The following is a 20,090-nucleotide window of genomic DNA, read 5'->3' on the forward strand; positions in this document are numbered from 1 at the left end:
CCTCTTACACCCGCTCAATAATGGTTGCTATGCCCATACCGCCGCCGACACAGAGGGTCGTCAGGCCATATCGCTGCTGTCGCGCTTCCAGTTCATCCAGCAATGTGCCGATCAGCATGGCGCCGGTCGCACCCAGCGGATGCCCCATGGCGATTGCGCCACCGTTCACATTCACTTTTTCATCCGGTACCCCCAGCTCTTTCTGGAACCGGAGCACGACGGCTGCAAAGGCTTCATTGACCTCAAAAAGATCGATATCGTCGACAGACAGGCCGGCAATGGCCAATGCCTTGCGGGCGGCAGGCGCCGGGCCAGTCAGCATGATGGTCGGATCCGTCCCCACCAGCGCCGTGGCCACCACCCTGGCGCGGGGCTTGATACCCAGTGTTTCCCCCATCGTCTCGCTGCCCAGCAACAACAGAGCGGCTCCATCAACAATGCCGGAAGAATTGCCCGGGGTGTGAACATGTTGAATGCGCTCAACGTGTGGATATTTCTCACGGGCCACGCCGTCAAATCCCATCGCGCCCATCATTTCAAACGAGGGTTTCAACCCGGAAAGACTCTCGACGGAACACGCCGGCCGAATCAGCTCATCCTCTGCCAGAATCGTTATCCCATTTCGGTCCTGTACCGGTATGAGTGAGCGGGAGAATGCTCCACGTTGCGAAGCTGAAGCCGCTTTCTGGTGGGACGCCACGGCAAACTGATCCACCATATCCCGAGAGAAGCCATCCAGCGTTGCAATCAGGTCAGCGCCGATGCCCTGCGGCATGAACCCTGTAGACAGGTTGGTCTCGGGATCCATCGCCCAGGCACCGCCATCACTGCCCATAGGCACCCGAGACATCGATTCAACGCCCCCTGCCACCACCAGTTGTTCCCAGCCGGAACGGACTTTCATGGCCGCCATATTCACGGCCTCAGCGCCTGAGGCACAGAAACGATTGAGGGTGACCCCGGCTACATCATCATGCCAATCGGCCGCCAAGGCCGCGGTCTTGGCAATATCTGCCCCCTGATCGCCCACCGGGGTGACACACCCCAGAACGATGTCATCCACTTTTTCGCTGTCGAAGCCGTTCCGTTCCCTGAGGGTATTGAGCAAATCTGCCAACAGCGTCACCGGCTTGACTTCATGCAGTCGCCCGGAGGCCTTGCCACGCCCCCGGGGCGTTCGGATCGCATCGTAGATAAAGGCTTCAGTCATGACAGGTTCCATTGCGTGTTTCGGCATTTGCCACCCACACTAACGCAACCCGGGCACACCACAATGGCGGGTTCAGTCATTTTGAGTGGCACAAAATGACAATGATTGGTTTTATCGCGCCATAAAAATCCCCGTTGCGGGCAGTGCCGGAACGGGGATATTTGTCGTGATCAGTAGCGATAAAAGCCACTTAATGGCAGGTAGTGTCCGTCGGCATGGCGTCAAAAATGGCCTGAACGGCTTCTTCCTGGTTGGTTTGATTGTCATCAATAGGCAGCGGCAACACCTCAGTATCCATGCAGGCGATTTCAGCCACTGAACGGGCGAATTCTTCCAGAACAACATCGACTTCTTCTTTGAAACGGCTCAGTTTGTCATCAAACTGGATGACAAATATCGGGTTGTTCTCGGAGTCTGGACGGTTGGTTTCATAGAGGCCGAGACGAAAGTGTTCATCATCACTCAGGTCGGCCAGGGCGAACGAACGTGAATCGACGCTGGACTTGAGATACTTCATCAGGTCGAGCGCATCATTGGCTGTAACGGCTCCCTCCCGTAAGCAGTCAGCTATAAAGTCCTGTGGTTCCTGGCTGGATTCCCGGAAACGGCTGATCAGTACTTCATAGCGCTCAAGCAGGTCATCTCCACAGTCATGCTGGTCACTCATGGCGGTCTCCCTCCGGCTCATGGCTGTTTTTTTATCGCTCATGACATCCTCCCCACTCGTCACTTCAATTTCAGTGTAACCCGACCGAAACGGTATGGAAAATGAAAAATCGGCCGCCTCCAAACACGTCAAATGACGTATTAATGCACTGACAGGGGTTTCACACTGCTATACAAGGACAAACGCTATTCTGACCTAACGGTCAAATGGCGACATTACAAAAAAATGACGTGAAATAATGCCTAACCGGCCTCAGAGGCCACCTGTTTAGAGGCGCGCCAGGCGCCCGGCGTCAGGCCCGTCCATTTTTTGAACGCACGGTGGAAGGTGCTGGGCTCTGCAAAACCAGTCAGGCTGGCAATCGCCGCCACCGGCAGCTCATTGCGTGATAAATGGAAGATGGCCCGGTCACGGCGGACAGCGTCCAGAATGCCACGATAACTGGCACCCTCGTCCTTTAATCGGCGCCGCAACGTGGGGGGGGACAGATGCAGCCACCCGGCTATCGCATCAAATGTCGGAAACTCAGCAGGCTCAAGCCCGGATAACCGTTTGCGAATCAGGGCTGATACACTGTCATCGTGCCGGTAGTGGCTCATCAGGTTAGCCGGGGCCTGGGCCAGGAAAGATTTCAGTGTCAGCGGCTGTTGCACGACTGGCGCAGACAGGTAGCTTGATGAAAAAAATAATGTTGTCGCCCGTCGGTTAAACCGACAACGGCACGGAAATATCTGCAGGTACTCATCACGGTGTGCCGGCTCATCAAAGGCAAAATCCACCTGCCGGAGCACGATATGACGATCAATCATCCAGCTTGACCAGCGCACCAGACTCACCAGCAATGTCTCGATCAGGAAACGGTCATCCAAACCCTCTGCCCGCTCATGCAGCAGTGTCAGAGCCACTTCATCCTCATCCTGACGCAATGACAATTCGATGCTATGCGTAACCAGACTCAGGAAGCGGATACAGCGCTCAAGCGCCTGTCCCAATGTCTCACAGGTCATACAGGCATGACACATCATGGCAAAGGCGCCCACTGGGCAAGGCATCTGTGATAATCCCAGGAATTCATCCTGCAGGGTTTCCCGTATCAGCAGGATAAGCCGTGTGAATGCCTCACGCGGTACACGTAGGTTCTGATCATCCATCACAGCCCTGTCGATACCTGCCTGATCCAACAACGCACCAACGTCCCCCTGCCTCGCTTGCACCCCATAAAGTGCAGCCACAACAAAACACCCGGCAATGGTTGAACGAGAATCCTGATTATACATCTTTGCCATCGTTCCTGAAGACGTCTGATGATTATTTCCCAACATCCTGCCGTAAAGCAGCCATAAAAAACAAATGGTTTTAATATCCAGCAAACTCTGTCAAAGAAGACCTTTATAAGTGCAGAAATGAATCTAATGCCCTTATAAAATTAAGTCAGCTATTTTCACCTATTAGTCACAACAAAAATCACTGACAGGAATCAAAGCTTATTTAAATATGACCAATGACCAGGCGAAGAAATAATGGAAGCGACATCCCCCTATCAAATGACGGCTAACACAACGCCACTGAAAGAAAAGGCTACCCCCTCCAATGAACAAGGAACGCTTCTGACCGAAGTATTCGTTGAAGATTTAACACCAGGAACAAGTATCCATGAGAGAGGAGCCAGGCACAGACATACTACAAAAGAAAATTCACTTATCAACGCACTATTCTCAGGAAAACTAACACAAAGAGACATTGATAGAATGTTATCAAGGTATTTCGCACAAGAATGCGATCGTTATTATCGACGTTACACAGAGCTTTGCGAATTAAAAAAAACTGATTGTACTTTAGATGAAGAAAGAGCACTTTCTTTATTAAATGAAGGCCCTATATATGACACTGACTGTCATATATTCAGACACCACTTCCTCGAGAGATATCCTGACAGTGAAAAATTTAAAACAACACTCTTTGCGGATTTAGGAAACACACTTAGAAATACTAAACCCCCTACAGACATTTATGAAAAACAACCATTAATGAACAAAAAAGGTTTCCTTCATTACATTGCCAAACCTGATCAAAAAGCCGCTAATGCATTAGAATGTCTAACGGGAAAATTTTGTAATATTGACTGCAACATTATTTATCAATTAGTCATCTATCGCTTAATATCAATTTTCGTTAAAGATGAGATAAAGTTTAACCGTCTGTTTCCAAGCAATACGGATAGAGCACTATCAGTACACTACCAAGGTAACAGCCAAACACCACTCAAGTTTTTCATTAGTTATCGCAACACGCCTTTTCATTCTGAGTTAAAACACAGTCCCCCTAAAGATGTAAAATACGGTACGGTTTACTACTTTAAAAACCACAAAGACTATCTTGGCAAACACCCTCACGGAGCAGCGATGGGTTTTAATGTCATGCTATCCGACAAACGGCATGGACTCTGTCGTTTTACGGCACTTGGATTCCCAGGCGCCGGATTAACACCCGAAGAAATCACAGAAGAACTGCTGACTCTATACAATCGACCGTCCAGTGATGACTTTAAAACTGAAGCACGCTACGAAGACCTAAGCGAAAAAGAAAAGGAAACATTCGATCGATTAAAGGAAAGCACTATTACCATAGATGATTTGTATGAAAACAACGGCGGATGGGTTACTGGCAGGGGCGATTACCTTGATATAGAAAAGTTGAAGAGAGAGCTGATCGATTTTGCCCCTGCCAGCTATAAAATTAGGCACTATATATCGCCTTTCATGAGCACAATAATCGGCATGATTCTTTTCATAGTGGCAGGCAGTATTATTTGCATTGTCTTCTCAGATCAATTAGAGGCTGCCAAACACGATAAAGATGATAAATTTTCCCCTTGCCTAACATTGCTCTTGTCTCTTGCTTTTGTAGGAGGACTCACAGGATTTTGTCTTAAGCAATCCGACTGCGTTAAATCAAGGATTTTGTCACTGCGTCAACGAGTTTGTCCACCGACTCTTTCTGACTCACAGGCATCCACCACATCACTGGAGGAAGAAGACATAGAATCTATCTTATAGAACTCCACTAGTGCCAGACACGAAAATTAGATGAGTGGCAAAGCTAACAATAAGTAGGCGTTTTTACAGGAACACTGGCTCAATATCATCGCCGTCATGACGTCAATATTCAGCGCTATATTTGATGTTGGCTGAGAGATTGCTGATTGTACTGATGCTTGGTAAACCATTGATTGACCAATCGAAAGTGATTGTGCAGACGGTTTATCTCATAAGGTGTTGACCATATACTGCTAACCACTCAGGTTAGCACTACCACCTCCATCAACTTCTACTTCCTGTAGCTTCAATGCACTACAACAGGATGGGCTAGTCACAAAAACCAGCACATTTTTCAGAGCCATCCTGCTCCTGAATAGCCTTTTTAATCCTGTTTCATCATGCTCTGATGTATCTCTGCTGCTGAAGGAAATACTGAAACACTTTCTGCCATTAACACAGCCCGATGAATAGCCGTTTCCATCACAGATGCAGCAATCACCCCTAGCGTGTTGACATTAACAGACGCTATCTCGCCAGTACCCACTGAGAATATCGTGTCACCATCATTTAAGGTATGGACTGGCCTGATGGCCCGAGCATAACCATCATGTGCCATCTGGGCGACCTTGAGCGCCTCGGATTTTGTCAGTGTGGCATTCGTAACAATGGCTCCTATGGTTGTGTTACGGCTCACAAAACCCGGTTCACTGGCATCCTGAATAACCAAAGTAGTACCACTAATAAATCCTTTGTCATTCCGGGTACCGGCCAGAATTTGCCCACTGCGATCGTAAACATCGCCCCAGGCATTAACGGCAACAATAGCACCGACCACAAGACCGCTATCCAACTCGATGCTGTATGTTCCCAAGCCTGACTTCGTCGCATATGACATACCGCGGATCTTACCCACAGTAGCACCAGTTCCCGCCCCGACGTTACCTTCCGCCAGGCCGATCCGATTTGCTGCCCTGGCTGCCGTCTGCCCCATCACGATATCAGGCCGAGCAGAGGGATCACCGACGCTCAGGTCATACAGCACAGCCCCCGTGACAATTGGCACCCGTGCCTCCCCGGTATTGAAACCGATGCCCTCCTTCTCCAGTTGCCGAGCCACGCCACTCATGGCCTCAAGACCAAAAGCACTGCCACCGGCAAGGACTACAGCATGCACGTTGTCCACCAGGTTTTCCGGTTTCAATAGATCGGTTTCCCGGGTGCCGGGTGCCGCACCACGCACATCCACTGACGCGATGGCTCCGGCATCAAAACGCAGCACTGTGACACCGGTCATGCCTTTCTCATCACTGACCTGCCCAATTTTCACATTCTTGATAGCGAAGAACTGATCAGGCTTGTAATCCTTCTGTCCCTGAAATGGGATATCCAGGTTTGTGAGTGAATCCTGCCAGTCAGTCATTGTGTTTGTCCTTGCTTGAGTGTGCCATCAAACATATCTGGCGATCTTAACCACAATCGACTTTGGCAGCCTCTTGGATAGCAATAGCGACCAGATGACATCATTTAAACAAATAAATAACCGTTATTATAATTTTCAGTCAGCTATTGAGTCTGTTTTTAAACACTGTGATTACCCCTGTGCTCCGTTAAAAGTCCCCCCTCAATAGCTGAAACCGGATACTAAAAATTACAACACATCTCTATCAATACTAATGGTTATGCATTTTTAATAACTCGTTATCAGGCTCATGGCTATGCTCCATCCATTCCTGCCAGGGATCACTTTTTGATTATCTTGCCTTACCCATCAACAGATCAGCACCAAGTCTCCAACATAGGGACTGTTTCAACCGTCTTCCTGTATTAGGCGAATATCATTCAAAAACGTTTTATCTGTACCACAAAGCACGGGATAATCTCCCTATCACCACACCGATAAAAAAGACATGCAGGAACTCTGGCTCAGCCTCATCGCTTTCCTGACGTCAACATTCACCGCTATCTTCGGTGTTGGCGGAGGAGTCCTGCTGATCGCACTGATGCCGGGCCTGCTACCTCCTGCTGCAATCATTCCCGTTCATGCTGTTGTTCAGCTGGCCAGCAATGGCAGTCGCGTCCTCTTTGCCTGGCGAACGGTTGAATGGCACATCGTGGGTCGCTATGCCGGTGGTGCCTGCCTGGGCGCACTGATTGGCTCTGAAACCGTTCTGGTTCTGAACCCCGAGTGGATTCCCTTGCTGCTTGGTATCTGTATCCTACTTCTAACGTGGTTGCCCCCCTTGCCCATGCACCGGTTGCCTTACCGGTTTTTCTCCTTTGGCGCCATACACACCCTGCTGGCCACCTTGGCCGGTGCCACCGGGCCGCTCAGCTCAGCCTTCCTGAGCCGGGAAGGGCTGACACGGGATCCGCTGGTCACCACCACCGGCGCCTTTATGGGCACAGCCCACGCCCTGAAAGTCCTGGCGTTTATACTGCTCGGGTTCAGTTTCGCCCCTTACCTGACCCTGATGCTATGGATGAGCCTGGCAGCCATTGTCGGCTCATGGGTTGGCACAGGATTGCGCCGTTTCTTGCCAGACGTGTCTTTTCAGCGCTTTTTCAAGCTTTTGCTGAGTATCCTGGCTCTTCGCCTGATTGGTATGACTCTCAGTTAAAGGCTAAAGGTTTTCTTTCAAACCAGAGACTAATAATTGAATGCGATATGCAGCAAACAATATATCGTTTTCTCTAATAAAAAAGGCGTGCCAGTCACAACAAGCCAAAAACATGGAAGATCAAATTAACTATGCTTTCTTAATGGACTTTCTGTCTTGCACGGATAGCAAATGGCAAAAAACGGCATCCCAACTTCACCGATTCCTGCCACACAGCACATTTATATTCAGGCAGGCAAACCCTTCTACACGGCTACTGGGGGCATCTTTGGACGGTCAGTGAAATACGTTCCAGTCCCCATACAGTATGTGATCCCCATTACTGCACAAAATACCGTAATTCATGTGCCGAAAGGCTGGAGTGTCCAGGTTATAAAGAACCCTGCCATGTATTACCCTCCCATGGCGGCACCACAGACAGCAAAGCCTGCACACCACGGGCATTATCTACCAAGCCATAGCCCCCAGCCCCCCCAACAGCAGCCAGGGGATGCCTTGCGCAATGAATACAACCGACTGTGGCAGCAGGATGCTTCAATCAACCAGGATCATGTTCTGGAGACAGTCGCGACCTGTTTGCGCCCGTCACTGCAAAAAAAAGGGTTTCAGGCAAATACAGTGTCCGAGGCAAAGACTGTTATACAAAAACTGAAAAACGAGATGGCTCTGGAAACCATTCGGCATGTCGAAGACCTGGTTCAGAATATTGATAGCCATGAGCAGTACAGCGCCTTTAAAAGCAGGGAGGCTCCCCAGACGAGCAAAGCGCCCCACCATACAGGTGAGCACAAAAAGATCGCTCCCCGGAATATAGAAACCGCACCAGCTTCATCATTACGTGAATCCCCCGCCCGAGATATCACGGCTGATGATGGTGACATTACCGATGAAGCGTTGGCTGATGAATCAGGCCTGCTGACAATAGCGGGAAGAAATATATTCGATACAGAGGAAACAACAGAGTCTACTCTACCGACTGTTGCAGCGTCATCAACAGACGTAATCGATGACCCGACGCTGGCAGAGCAAGGCGAGATCGCCTACCCCAACGACACCATTGAAATGCCTGCAACAGGATTATCTCCTGTTGGCGACCCAACCACTGTAGTGCCTACGCCACCACCACAGGAACAGCCGACTCAAAAAACCACAATTCCATTAGCACCGATCGATAAAGAAACACCGGTAGCCCCCTCCCCTGATAAAGCGTCGAATCAACCATCATCCACCAAAATAAAACCCGAGATACCCCAAAAGCCTGAGCATTTAGCCCGCACATCTGTCGAAGCAGAAACAACAGTTAAACAGCCATCCAATCTGAGCATTACGATAGGCAAAACACCGGCAGCGTCCTCCCTGCCAGAAACAACAGCAGAGCCGCTATTATCGACTACCGAGACCAATACAGAAAAAGCAAACAACCGGCCCGACGCAGATACACAAACCAGCTCCCCCAAGCCGCTGGATAATCGTGGGAGTGCACAAGTAAGATCAGGCGTAGCAGCATCCGCAAATAACACGCGACATCAAAACGCAGCTGCTCTGCAGCCAGCCGATAAGACTGACTCTTCAATAAAGGCTGAGAACCAGGTATCTGCTCTGCAGGCTGATCCAATCAAAACAACAGCTCCTCCATCAGATTCACGACCTCCGCTTCCCGATAAATCTCTATTTCTAAAATTTAAAGCGTTTATTAGTCAGTTATTCCAGAAACAATCAAAGACTGACACTGATTTAGCCCGTATCGAGTCCAGCTCCGTAAAAAGCCCATCATCGATAGCGTCCAGTAACGCTTCTGATATTGCAGACCTGGCCTCGCTAGAGGAAGAGAGCAGCGACTACACAGTTGCTGATGCGAATAGCCAGTCTGAACCAATTGATACACTCTACACGAGTGACATTGGCTCAGGGTATGATGAGGATGAATGGAATGAATGGGATGACGACGATGATGACTTTGAGGAGTGGAGTGAAAGCAGTGTCGAAAACGCTGTACCGTCAACCACTTATGAAAATACCAACCATTTAAATTCTTACGAAAACATCAGCAAGTTACAAACGTACGAAAACCTTGATGCATTGGCCCAGCCTGACGTTGACAAGAAAGCAACGACAACCGAATCCCCTCAGGAAAGCCCTTCACATGCTTATGAAAATCTGCGTGTTCTGAATGAACCTGATGCAACGCCTGCGATGCCAGATACGGTAGCAGCACCAAAACCGTCAGAGCTTAACACCGACACAGAAACGTTAAATAGCCCTAGAGATGAACAGGGCAGCAGCTCAATGAGTGCATTTGAAGCGTCAATAAAGGCAGCCGTAGAAGCTCGAGAACAGCGCCAGAAAACTAAAACGTTAGGCAATGCACAGGCTCAAAACACGGCAACATCAGGAAAAACGAATCCACCAGAAAGCCCAAATGAGCCACTGCCCTCAAACCTTACCGTAACATCTCCAGACTCAAATACAGAACACCAGCCAGAGAAAAACACTGACGTAGATTCTGAGTCTCTCTCTCAAGCGAACATGTCAAAAGTAGATTTAACGTTACCCAAAGCCAAAGAGCCGAAAGACAACCGGGCACTCACGTTAGAAGCAATAAGATCACAACAGTACAAGCTAAAACCTGTTGGCGAGACTACGAAACAATCAAATGCTCCAACAGGCATTCAATCTATCCATAACTCTATAGTTAGCAACAGAGGAGCTCTTGATGGTGGTCTTGCAGAGAAAATAGAAGAGCTGTTTGATGATGGTTATGAGTCTGATAGCAAAGCAGAAGAGGCTACACACAAACGCGAACAATTAGTCGGTAAAATAAAGCGCTTAATACTGAGTCAGAATAGCGAATTACCGCCAGAACAGGTGCAGAACGTCGCGCAGAAAATCTATGATCTGGACAATAAAACGATAGGTGAGATTGAAGATATTATTGACGAAATGGGTAGCTAGCTCGATCAGCCACTGAGTCGTGCAGTAAAATAACCATTTCCCATTCATCAAACAGCCACAGTAAGAAGTGACGTTTTCCGGCCTTCACTAATGCACTGCAATTCACTCGCCGCCCAATCTCCCACTGGCCATCCCGCCCCCATAACTGGCAAACTATGCCGATTACTCTTTCCCGCTGACACCGCATGCCGAACCTGAGACACCGGCCCGGCGGTGCTATGTTTGGAAAACCGTTTCAGAACCGGACGACAGAATGACGGACCAGATCGTAATCGGTGACGACGGCGTCGAACGCCAGTCACTGCGGGCCTATACCGAAATGGCCTACCTCAACTACTCCATGTACGTAATCCTGGACCGGGCCCTGCCCCACATCGGCGACGGCCTCAAGCCCGTTCAGCGCCGGATTGTGTACGCCATGAGCGAGCTGGGCCTCAAGAACACCGCCAAGTACAAGAAATCCGCCCGTACTGTCGGTGACGTACTGGGTAAATACCATCCCCATGGGGACAGCGCCTGCTACGAAGCCATGGTGCTGATGGCCCAACCGTTTTCCTACCGTTACCCGCTGGTCGACGGCCAGGGCAACTGGGGTTCCCCGGATGATCCGAAATCCTTCGCCGCCATGCGTTACACCGAAGCGCGTCTGGGCGCCTATGCCGAGGTGCTGCTCAGCGAGCTGGGCCAGGGCACGGTGGAGTGGCAACCCAACTTCGACGGCACCCTGGACGAACCATGCACTCTGCCAGCACGGCTGCCCAACCTGCTGCTCAACGGTACCACCGGCATCGCCGTCGGCATGGCGACCGATATTCCGCCCCACAACCTGAAGGAAGTGGCCGAGGCCTGTATCCACATGCTGGACAACCCGGCCGCCGGGGTGGAAGACCTCTGCGAATTCATCAAGGCGCCGGACTTCCCGACCGAAGCCGAGATCATCACCCCGCGGGATGAAATCCTGAAGATGTACCACCAGGGTCGCGGCAGCCTGCGGATGCGTGCGGTCTACATGCGGGAAGGCCCGGATATCGTCGTCACCGCCCTGCCGCACCAGGTTTCCGGTGCCAAGGTGCTGGAACAGATCGCCGACCAGATGCAGAAGAAAAAGCTGCCCATGGTCGCCGACCTCCGTGACGAATCCGACCACGAGAACCCGACCCGCCTGGTAATTACGCCCCGTTCCAACCGGGTCGATGCCGAGCAGCTGATGAACCACCTGTTCGCCACCACGGATCTGGAGCGCACCTACCGGGTCAACATGAACATGATCGGCATTGACGGCAAGCCGCAGGTGAAGGCGCTGGACAAGATCCTGTTTGAGTGGCTCACCTACCGGACGGAAACCGTCCGCCGTCGTCTGCAGCATCGCCTCGACAAGGTGCTGGCACGCCTGCATATCCTCGAAGGTTTGCTGATCGCCTTCCTGAACATTGATGAAATCATCGAAATCATCCGCACCGAGGATGAGCCGAAAGAGGCTATGATGCGCCGGTTCGGGTTGTCTGAGCGTCAGGCGGAAGCGATCCTCGAGATCAAGCTGCGCCAGCTGGCCAAGCTGGAAGAGATGAAGATCCGCGGCGAGCAGGATGAACTCAGCCAGGAACGGGATGCCCTGGAACTGACCCTGAGCTCCGAGCGCCGGCTCAAGACCCAGGTTAAGAAAGAGCTGAAGGCGGATGCTGAGACCTTCGGCGACGAACGTCGCTCACCTCTGGCGATTCGCAGCGAAGCCCGTGCACTGTCTGAAACCGAGCTGATGACCGCTGACCCGGTCACTGTCGTACTGTCGAAGAAAGGCTGGGTGCGCGCCGCCAAGGGCCATGATATCGACGCCGCCAAACTCAGCTACAAGTCTGGCGACAGTTACCTGCTATCCGTCCAGGGTCGCAGCAACCAAGCGACGATATTCCTGGACTCCACCGGCCGGGCCTACACCATAGCCACCCATACCCTACCCTCGGCCCGCAGCCAGGGTGAGCCGTTGACTGGTAGGGTCAACCCGCCGCCCGGCGCCACCTTCGACGCGGCGCTGATCGGCAACGACGACGACCACTACCTGCTGACCAGCGACGCCGGTTACGGTTTCGTCACCCGCATCGCCGACCTGAGCGCGCGCAATAAGGCCGGGAAAGCCGCACTGACTCTGCCCAAAGGGGCGCGGGCATTGCCACCGATATCGATGAAAACGAAGGATGAACTCTTCGTGGTCGCCATTAGTAATGAAGGCCGGATGCTGGTGTTCCCGCTCAGCGAACTGCCAGTGATGGCGCGCGGCAAGGGGAACAAACTGATCAACATTCCTTCTGCCAAGGCTGCCAGCCGTGAGGAATATGTGGTCTGTGTCGCCCTGTTGAGCACGGACGATACCCTGATCGTGCATTCCGGCAAGCGTTATATCCGCCTGAAGTCGTCTGACCTGGATCATTACCGGGGTGAGCGTGGTCGCCGCGGCAACAAGCTACCCCGCGGTTTCCAGAAGGTGGATAGGATCGAAACCGTCACCAAAGGGAATGATCCCGAGGAATAATCACCTGAACTGCCGGCCAGTTTCGGCCGGCACGGCTTTCAACAAACACACTGCCACACAATTAAAAAGCCCCAGAAACTGGGGCTTTTTAATTTACAACGGTCGAACGCGAATCAATTCGCCAGTTCGATCTTGCTGTAATCCACTTTTTCGTCTTCTTCTGCGGCTTTGATCTGCATAACCGGCTTCAGCTTGGTCGCCAGAATATATACGAAACAGGCGAAGAACAGGCCGATCACCAGCGCACCAACCCACTGGATCTGCAGGAAGTCCAGCTTGAACAACAATGTCAGCACACTCATAACAGCGATGTTGCCCAGAATGTATTTCACTTTGCCAAGCCGTGCCACCGTCAGCTTCAGGTTATCGGTATACAGGCGAATCAGGGAATCCAGCGAATTGATCACGAAGGTAACCCCTACAAACACCATCGCCAGGTTGTAGAAACCAGCCGTTTCCAGCCCGTTGGCATGGTAGTAGTACAGAACCGAGAACCAGATCCCCAGCGGAATAGACGGCACCACCAGCATAGCGGCAAACAGCTGCCAGGTGGTCAGGCCACCCACAAAGCGGGAAGTAAACTGACCGATCATGATGCTCCAGGAGAACCACCAGAACAGGTAAAACTCGTGGTAATCATTCATCGGCAACACGAACTCATGGATATTGCCGAAATAGCCGCCCAGCAGTGCTAAGGTCTTGGCCATTTCAACCGCGCCGTTTTCGGTCGACAGCATCGCACCGCCCCACATGACGGCGATCAGCCCCAGGAACAACAGGCTGGTCGAGATGCTCAGAAAGCGCACATAACGCAGGCTAGTACTGGAATAGACGGCAATGGCAATAGCGACGAACACTATCAGGTAGAAGGAGGCGACAATGGTCTCACCGTCCCCGACCTGCGGCAGGTACCAGGGCAGGTTCGCCAACAGCAGGTAAGCGGTGAAAGCACAGGTGCCGATGATGACAATATTGTTGATGATCTTCACCAGCGGCAGCTCAAAGAAACCCACCTTTGGTTCAATCACGCTGAAATAAAAACAGGTCAGGAAATAAAAGGCCCAGATCAGGAAACCCCAGAATCCGAACTCAATGGCCAGTGGGTTGGTGAACCCATACTCTGGGCTGGCCTGCAGATCCGCATAACCGGCGAATTCAGTCAGCGGGAACATGATCAGTCCCACATCAAGGCCCGAGGTGAACAAAATGGCAATAAACGTCAGGGTACGTACCGGTGTATTACCAATGCACCGAACATTGCCCCACTTGATCAGAATGAACACCACCGCAAGGAAGGTGAACAGCATGCCGGCAGATAACCAGGCAGTCATAGGCTTCTCCAAAGTTGCTCGTTTTTTATTGTTAGATGGTCGTGATCTGCCTGTCTTTCTGTGAATGTAACGGCAAACCACCTGATGGTCGGTTATCCTTGTCCGACCCCAAAAACCCCAAACATCATGAATCTCTGCCAGCTGAATCGTCGCCTTTCCCCACTCCGGCGTTATTCAACTGGCAATCGTCGTACACGTCACAACAGCTTACGCCACAGAACGTTCCGGTTTCCCTGAACGCTGGCGTTCACGCCATTGGTTATCCATCCCCACCGGCGCCGAAGAGGCCGCCAGTGGCGTCTTGCCCCGGATAATATCCGCCGCCTTCTCCGCCACCATGATGGTCGGCGCATTCAGGTTGCCGTTCGGAATAGTGGGAAAAATGGAGGAATCGACCACCCGTAACCGGTCGATGCCACGCACACGGGTGTCCGGATCGACCACCGCCAGCGCATCAATCCCCATACGACAGGAGCAGGACGGATGATAGGCGCTTTCCACGGCACTGCGGACAAAGGCATCAATCTCCTCATCCGTTTGCACCTGGCTACCTGGCTGGATTTCGTCCGCCCGGAACGGATCCAGGGCAGGCTGGTTGATGATCTCCCGGGTCAGACGCACACAGTCGCGGAACCCTTCCCGATCCACCTCGCTCTCAAGGTAGTTGAACTGGATTCGTGGACTGTCGGACGGATTGGCACTTTTTGCCCGAATCCAGCCCCGACTCTTCGGTTTGTTATGACCGATATGCACCTGGAAGCCATGCCCCTCAAACGCACTGCGACCATCGTAGCGCATGGCAGCCGGCAGGAAGTGGTACTGCAGGTCAGGCCATTCGACACCGGCTTTGGAACGGATAAACCCGCAGGATTCAAAGTGGTTCGTGGCCCCAAGACCTTTCCTGTCCAGCAACCAGCGGGCACCGATCAAGCCCTTGCTAAACCAGTTCAGTTTGCCGTTCAGGGTGATAGGCTGCTTGCACTTGAACTGGAAATAGAATTCCAGGTGATCCTGCAGGTTTTCCCCGACGCCAGGCAGTTCATGCTGTACTTCAATCCCAGCCGCGTCCAACACAGCCTTCGGGCCAATACCCGACAGCTGCAGTAGATGCGGTGAGCCGACCGAACCGGCCGAGAGAATGACTTCCCGCTTGGCACTCACTTCCTGCACCTTGCCCTGCTGTTCGTAACGAATACCTGTCGCAGTCTTGCCTTCCAACAGTACCTTATGCACCAGTGCATGGGTGATAACCGTCAGGTTAGGCCTTTGCATGGCTGGCCGGAGATAGGCGTTAGCCGTGGACCAGCGACGTCCATTTTTCACGGTCATGTGCATGGGGCCGAAACCTTCCTGCTGTTGGCCGTTATAGTCATCGGTGGCAAAGTAACCCGCCTGAACACCAGCATCGACAAAAGCCTGATAGAGCGGGTTCTTCATCCGGTTGCCATTGTTGACACCAAGGGGGCCACTGTCGCCCCGGTAGTCATCGCCCCCAAACGCCCAGGTTTCGGCCTTGCGGAAATAAGGCAGACAGCGGGTGTAATTCCACCCATCTGCACCTTGAGCCTGCCATTCGTCGAAATCCCGTGCGTGGCCGCGGACATACACCATGCCGTTGATGGACGATGATCCACCCAGCACCTTGCCCCGTGGGCAGTGCATACGACGGTTATCCAGAAAAGGTTCCGGCTCGGTCTCAAACTGCCAGGCAAACTTCTCCGTATTCATCGGGATGGAGAGCGCCGTGGGCATCTGAATGAAAATACTGCGGTCACTGCCGCCATTCTCCAACAGAAGTACGCTGACATTGGCGTCTTCCGTCAGGCGGTTGGCCAGTACACAACCGGCGGATCCGGCGCCCACAATGATGTAATCGTAATGCGATGCTATTGACATAAACTGCTCTGCCTTATGCGTTAAAAGGGGCTTTCCAGAGGTGTCATGCCCACATAGACAGACTTCAGCTGGGTGTAGTGTCGCAGGGTCTCCATGCCGTTTTCACGACCAATGCCAGATAGCTTGTAACCGCCGACCGGCATCTCCGCTGGCGACAACCCGTAACTGTTGATCCAGCAGATACCCGCCTGCAGACGTTGAATCACCCGGTGCGCCCGACGGATATCCCGGGTATAAACCCCGGCGGCCAGACCATAGGTGGTGTCGTTAGCCCGGCGAATGACCTCGACTTCATCATCGAAGGTGAGCAATGCCATGACCGGCCCGAAGATTTCATTTCTGACAATCGTCATGTCATCACGGCAATCCGTGAAGATAGTGGGTTCGACAAAGTAACCATCCGGTGCGGCTGCGGGTGACAGCGCCTTACCGCCGTGTAATAAGGTGGCTCCCTCTTCCTGACCTGACTGGATAAAATTCATCACCACCTGGTGATGTTTCGCTGAAATCAGGGCACCGAAATTGGTTTCAGGATCCATGGGATCACCGACCACAATATTGTTACGGGTGCGCGTCAGCAGTTTTTCCACAAAGGCGTCGTACACTGCGCGGTGTACAAATACCCGGGTTCCGTTAGTGCAGATTTCCCCCTGGGTATAAAAATTCCCCAGCATGGCGGCAGACACCGCCTCATCCAAGTCAGCATCCTCAAAGATAATCAGAGGTGATTTGCCACCGAGTTCCATGGTGACTTCTTTCAGGGATGACGCCGAGGCTGCCATCACATGCTTGCCGGTATTGACTTCACCGGTGAAGGACACCTTGGCAATATCCGGGTGCCCGGTCAGCCAGGCGCCGACTACCGCATCTCCCAGCACGACATTGAAGACACCAGCCGGCACTCCGGCTTCAATAAAAATCTCTGCGAGTTTCAACGCGCCATGAGGGGTTTCTTCGGACGGTTTGAAGATCATGCTGTTGCCGCAGGCCAGCGCCGGCGCCGCTTTCCAGCAGGCGATCTGTAACGGATAGTTCCAGGCGCCAATGCCGGCACAGATACCTAACGGCTCACGCCGGGTGTAATAGAAGTCCTCACCGAGACTTTGCTGGTTGCCCTCGATGACCGGTGCCAACCCGGCAAAGAATTCAATGGAATCGGCGCCGGTCACCACATCAACGACCGATGCCTCCTGCCAGGGCTTGCCAGTATCTTCTACCTCAATAGCCGCCAGCTCATCATTACGTGCCCGCAGCAGAGCTACCGCTTTTTGCAGAATCCGGCTGCGCTCCATGCCAGTCATCGCAGACCACTGTTCAAACCCCCGTTGCGAACTTGCAATCGCCACCTGCCGGATCGATTCATCCGCCACCTCGGCCTCGTACGCGACCTTCCCGGTAGCCGGGTTGATCACCTCAAACGTTTCCCCGCTGCTGTTACTGCGATAGTCGCCATCGACAAAATTTCTGAGGCGCATCAAACTTCTCCGTACTGCTGAATCTGTTGTTCTATGAAGTGTCTGCACAGCCGTTCTGCCTGGCGGAAATCGGCCTCAGAAGCGGAGCTGAGCGTACTGCGTAACCAGAAGCCATCAATCATGGCAGCCGTCATACGGGCGGCGTCCATTGCCTGCTGTCGGTTGGGAATCAGTTGCCGGTAGGAATACAGCAGGTTGCTGAGCAGACGCCGGCTATTCACAGCCTGCAGGCGTGCCAAGCCTGGTTCATGCACGGCACGCGCCCAGAAGCAGAGCCAGGTGCGTATGGCAGGTGATGACTGCTGAAAACCGCTGAAATTGACGGCAACGATATGGTTCAGACGCTGGTGCGGGGTAACAGTCTTCTTACTGACAGCGGCTAACAGACCCTGTCGGAGCTGTTCCAGCAGGTGCCGGACGGCGGCTTCAATGACGCCCTGCTTCCCCCCGAAGTAATGACTGATAATGCCTGACGACAGGCCAGCCAACTGGCTGATCCTGATAATGGTAGCGCCCTGGAAACCATGGGACTCAATGCACTGCAAGGTGGCATCAATGAGCTGTCGACGGCGGATGGGTTCAATCCCGACTTTTGGCATGCTGTTTTTATTGAATGATCAATTAATTACAAGTCTAATGATTTGACGTCGATGAATCAACACACAAACAAATACCTGCAACATGCTTAATCTCGACTAAGTTAAGCAGCATCAAGCGATTTTGGCATACAGATATTTTAGAACTCTAATTAAAAGCCACTACCTACGCGTGGTTATGCCACCGCATCAACATCCGTATTCGAATGCTTGGACAGGTACCGAATTTGAAACATACAGTAATCACTACAGCCCTCTTATTGAGTATCAGCCTGATGGTTCATGGTGATTTTTCCCTGCAGGAAACAGCGTCCCGGCAACTGGTGGTCGTCACGGCCACAGACTGGAACGCCACAACGGGCCGTCTTTATACCTTCGAAAAAATGGGCAGCCAGTGGGTGCCTGCTGGCGTGAGGGGCAAGGTCAACCTGGGAATTAATGGTCTTGCGTGGGGACTTGGATTGCACCCGGATCAGACCGGGCTCTACAAACAGGAAGGCGATAACAAGGCGCCCGCCGGTGTGTTCGAACTGGGGACAGCGTTTGGCAAATATGATGACGTGAACACAGGGCTGGATTATCAGCCACAGGACGAAGGCCATTACTGTATCGATAACGAAGCCAGCCCTTTCTATAACCAGATTGTTCATGTGAACGACGTGGGGGAAGACGCCGCTAAGGAGTCAACAGAACCTATGCGTCGAGATATTCATGCGGGTGATCATCTCTATGACAAAGGCATCATTATCAGGCATAACCCAGAAAGTATCGCTGGAAAAGGGTGTTGTGTTTTTATCCACCTGTGGCGAAGTGCCGACAAACCCAGTGCCGGCTGCACGACGATGGAGGAATCTCAGCTGGATTCGCTACTCGCATGGCTGGATAAAGACAGCAAGCCGCTATTTGTGGTTTTGCCGGAAAAGGAATATCAGGAAAATCAACCTTTATGGACGTTGCCGGTGCTGTAACGCGGCCCGGTCAGCGACTCTGTAGAGTAAGGTCGATGGGACCGGGCGTTACACTCGTAAAGGCTGAAGCCATGATGGAATGGTATGATTGATGGCGACTAATCTCGGCTAGCGATTCCCACACTATTCCAGATCGTCAAACTTTTTGGCGAAAGCCTCCCCCAAAAGCGTTCTCACTTTTTCCCGACACTCTTCAACGCATTCAGATTCATCCATATAGTCGACCTTGGCCGCATTCGACGGCCCAAACAACTCCAGCATGATCTGTTTGCACTGTTCTTTTCGGGTTGGGCCGGCGCTTTCGTCAGAACCGTTCATACCATCAATCGAGACTCTTGATAGCAATCCATCCACCCCAGACAAAACTGATAGAACCAACGGTCAATAGTGTTCCCATTACCGGGAACAGCAATTCTTCGTTGATGAGTTCCATCACAGCTAACAGCTCAAAGCCCGCATGGCAAAATACGGACATAAAAATGCCGGCGGTGATGAATTTCAGGGTCTTCCCGATCACCCCCCCAAACTGGCTGGCCACCTTCAGCAAAACCACCATGGCTATCGATGAAAACAGCATCGCTGCAGTATTCGCAATGTATTCAAAATCCATGATTCATCCCCCCCGCTTAAACGATATGCCAGTATCGTCGGCCTGCCAGGTAGCATCTTTAATGAAAGGGTTTTCTATGGCAGCTCCTTCCTTTCGATCACGGCTTATGTGCGTTTTCAAAAAACAGGGCTAACACAGGATCAACAAATCAGGCAGAATCATTAACGATTCATGTCAAGTTATTCATCTGCTTACAGCCTAT

At 52.0% G+C, this 20,090-nt stretch carries 15 protein-coding genes; 5 read left to right on the top strand and 10 right to left on the bottom strand.

Going from position 1 to position 20,090, the window contains the following annotated elements; genetic code table 11:
* Positions 1-4: 4 nt before the first annotated feature.
* From KHS78_RS17495 to KHS78_RS17505, 3 genes are all read right to left on the bottom strand, one after another.
* Positions 5-1,210 (bottom strand): acetyl-CoA C-acetyltransferase, encoded by a 1,206-nt coding sequence (locus tag KHS78_RS17495; protein ID WP_211829867.1) that lies wholly within the window; start codon positions 1,208-1,210, stop codon positions 5-7.
* Between the two features lie 190 nt (positions 1,211-1,400).
* Positions 1,401-1,919: a hypothetical protein gene (locus KHS78_RS17500; protein ID WP_211829869.1), complete on the bottom strand. Its 519-nt coding sequence runs from the start codon at positions 1,917-1,919 to the stop codon at positions 1,401-1,403.
* 200 nt (positions 1,920-2,119) lie between these two features.
* The gene (locus KHS78_RS17505) at positions 2,120-3,154 is read right to left on the bottom strand and encodes an AraC family transcriptional regulator (protein ID WP_211829871.1); all 1,035 of its coding nucleotides are present in this window, start codon (positions 3,152-3,154) and stop codon (positions 2,120-2,122) included.
* Between the two features lie 243 nt (positions 3,155-3,397).
* Between KHS78_RS17505 and KHS78_RS17510 the strand changes: the two genes are divergently transcribed.
* Positions 3,398-4,933 (top strand): hypothetical protein, encoded by a 1,536-nt coding sequence (locus KHS78_RS17510; RefSeq protein WP_211829872.1) that lies wholly within the window; start codon positions 3,398-3,400, stop codon positions 4,931-4,933.
* Positions 4,934-5,297: 364 nt separating this feature from the next.
* Here KHS78_RS17510 and KHS78_RS17515 read toward each other — a convergent pair whose 3' ends face one another.
* The gene (locus KHS78_RS17515; RefSeq protein ID WP_211829873.1) at positions 5,298-6,335 is read right to left on the bottom strand and encodes a P1 family peptidase; all 1,038 of its coding nucleotides are present in this window, start codon (positions 6,333-6,335) and stop codon (positions 5,298-5,300) included.
* A gap of 487 nt (positions 6,336-6,822) precedes the next feature.
* On the opposite strand from KHS78_RS17515, the gene KHS78_RS17520 reads away from it, so the two are divergent.
* The 3 genes from KHS78_RS17520 (at position 6,823) to parC (ending at position 13,012) form a co-directional block, all read left to right on the top strand.
* Positions 6,823-7,533, top strand: coding sequence for a sulfite exporter TauE/SafE family protein (locus tag KHS78_RS17520; protein ID WP_211829874.1), 711 nt, complete (start codon positions 6,823-6,825; stop codon positions 7,531-7,533).
* A 171-nt stretch (positions 7,534-7,704) separates the two neighbouring features.
* On the top strand, positions 7,705-10,485 hold the full coding sequence (locus tag KHS78_RS17525) for a hypothetical protein (RefSeq protein WP_211829875.1): 2,781 nt from the start codon (positions 7,705-7,707) through the stop codon (positions 10,483-10,485).
* A 253-nt stretch (positions 10,486-10,738) separates the two neighbouring features.
* Entirely contained in the window at positions 10,739-13,012 is a 2,274-nt protein-coding gene (gene parC / locus KHS78_RS17530) for a DNA topoisomerase IV subunit A (RefSeq protein ID WP_211829877.1), read from the top strand.
* Between the two features lie 113 nt (positions 13,013-13,125).
* On the opposite strand, the gene KHS78_RS17535 is transcribed toward parC, so the two are convergent.
* The 4 genes from KHS78_RS17535 to betI form a co-directional block, all read right to left on the bottom strand.
* On the bottom strand, positions 13,126-14,424 hold the full coding sequence (locus tag KHS78_RS17535) for a BCCT family transporter (RefSeq protein ID WP_343216933.1): 1,299 nt from the start codon (positions 14,422-14,424) through the stop codon (positions 13,126-13,128).
* Positions 14,425-14,550: 126 nt separating this feature from the next.
* Positions 14,551-16,239, bottom strand: a complete 1,689-nt coding sequence (betA, locus tag KHS78_RS17540; RefSeq protein WP_211829881.1) for a choline dehydrogenase — start codon at positions 16,237-16,239, stop codon at positions 14,551-14,553.
* A gap of 20 nt (positions 16,240-16,259) precedes the next feature.
* Complete coding sequence (betB, locus tag KHS78_RS17545; RefSeq protein WP_211829883.1) at positions 16,260-17,714, bottom strand: betaine-aldehyde dehydrogenase; 1,455 nt, start codon at positions 17,712-17,714, stop codon at positions 16,260-16,262.
* Positions 17,714-18,313: a transcriptional regulator BetI gene (betI, locus tag KHS78_RS17550; protein ID WP_211829885.1), complete on the bottom strand. Its 600-nt coding sequence runs from the start codon at positions 18,311-18,313 to the stop codon at positions 17,714-17,716. The genes betB and betI overlap by 1 nt, the downstream gene beginning before the upstream one ends.
* A gap of 224 nt (positions 18,314-18,537) precedes the next feature.
* Between betI and KHS78_RS17555 the strand changes: the two genes are divergently transcribed.
* A complete protein-coding gene (locus tag KHS78_RS17555) occupies positions 18,538-19,278 on the top strand; it encodes a L,D-transpeptidase family protein (RefSeq protein ID WP_211829887.1) in 741 nt (246 codons plus the stop codon).
* A gap of 123 nt (positions 19,279-19,401) precedes the next feature.
* On the opposite strand, the gene KHS78_RS17560 is transcribed toward KHS78_RS17555, so the two are convergent.
* The gene (locus KHS78_RS17560; protein WP_211829888.1) at positions 19,402-19,596 is read right to left on the bottom strand and encodes a hypothetical protein; all 195 of its coding nucleotides are present in this window, start codon (positions 19,594-19,596) and stop codon (positions 19,402-19,404) included.
* Positions 19,597-19,600: 4 nt separating this feature from the next.
* Complete coding sequence (locus KHS78_RS17565; RefSeq protein ID WP_211829890.1) at positions 19,601-19,888, bottom strand: hypothetical protein; 288 nt, start codon at positions 19,886-19,888, stop codon at positions 19,601-19,603.
* Positions 19,889-20,090: the final 202 nt, after the last annotated feature.

Source organism: Kistimonas asteriae, from assembly GCF_018263925.1.
Taxonomy (GTDB): domain Bacteria; phylum Pseudomonadota; class Gammaproteobacteria; order Pseudomonadales; family Endozoicomonadaceae; genus Kistimonas; species Kistimonas asteriae.

Excerpts from the sequence above, each read along its gene's own strand:
- betA (WP_211829881.1), bottom strand. The coding sequence starts at position 16,239 with ATGTCAATAGCATCGCATTACGATTACATCATTGTGGGCGCCGGATCC.
- KHS78_RS17525 (WP_211829875.1), top strand. The coding sequence starts at position 7,705 with ATGGCAAAAAACGGCATCCCAACTTCACCGATTCCTGCCACACAGCAC.
- KHS78_RS17500 (WP_211829869.1), bottom strand. The coding sequence starts at position 1,919 with ATGAGCGATAAAAAAACAGCCATGAGCCGGAGGGAGACCGCCATGAGT.
- KHS78_RS17510 (WP_211829872.1), top strand. The coding sequence starts at position 3,398 with ATGGAAGCGACATCCCCCTATCAAATGACGGCTAACACAACGCCACTG.
- KHS78_RS17495 (WP_211829867.1), bottom strand. The coding sequence starts at position 1,210 with ATGACTGAAGCCTTTATCTACGATGCGATCCGAACGCCCCGGGGGCGT.
- KHS78_RS17515 (WP_211829873.1), bottom strand. The coding sequence starts at position 6,335 with ATGACTGACTGGCAGGATTCACTCACAAACCTGGATATCCCATTTCAG.
- KHS78_RS17565 (WP_211829890.1), bottom strand. The coding sequence starts at position 19,888 with ATGGATTTTGAATACATTGCGAATACTGCAGCGATGCTGTTTTCATCG.
- KHS78_RS17520 (WP_211829874.1), top strand. The coding sequence starts at position 6,823 with ATGCAGGAACTCTGGCTCAGCCTCATCGCTTTCCTGACGTCAACATTC.
- betB (WP_211829883.1), bottom strand. The coding sequence starts at position 17,714 with ATGCGCCTCAGAAATTTTGTCGATGGCGACTATCGCAGTAACAGCAGC.
- betI (WP_211829885.1), bottom strand. The coding sequence starts at position 18,313 with ATGCCAAAAGTCGGGATTGAACCCATCCGCCGTCGACAGCTCATTGAT.
- KHS78_RS17505 (WP_211829871.1), bottom strand. The coding sequence starts at position 3,154 with ATGTATAATCAGGATTCTCGTTCAACCATTGCCGGGTGTTTTGTTGTG.
- KHS78_RS17560 (WP_211829888.1), bottom strand. The coding sequence starts at position 19,596 with ATGAACGGTTCTGACGAAAGCGCCGGCCCAACCCGAAAAGAACAGTGC.
- parC (WP_211829877.1), top strand. The coding sequence starts at position 10,739 with ATGACGGACCAGATCGTAATCGGTGACGACGGCGTCGAACGCCAGTCA.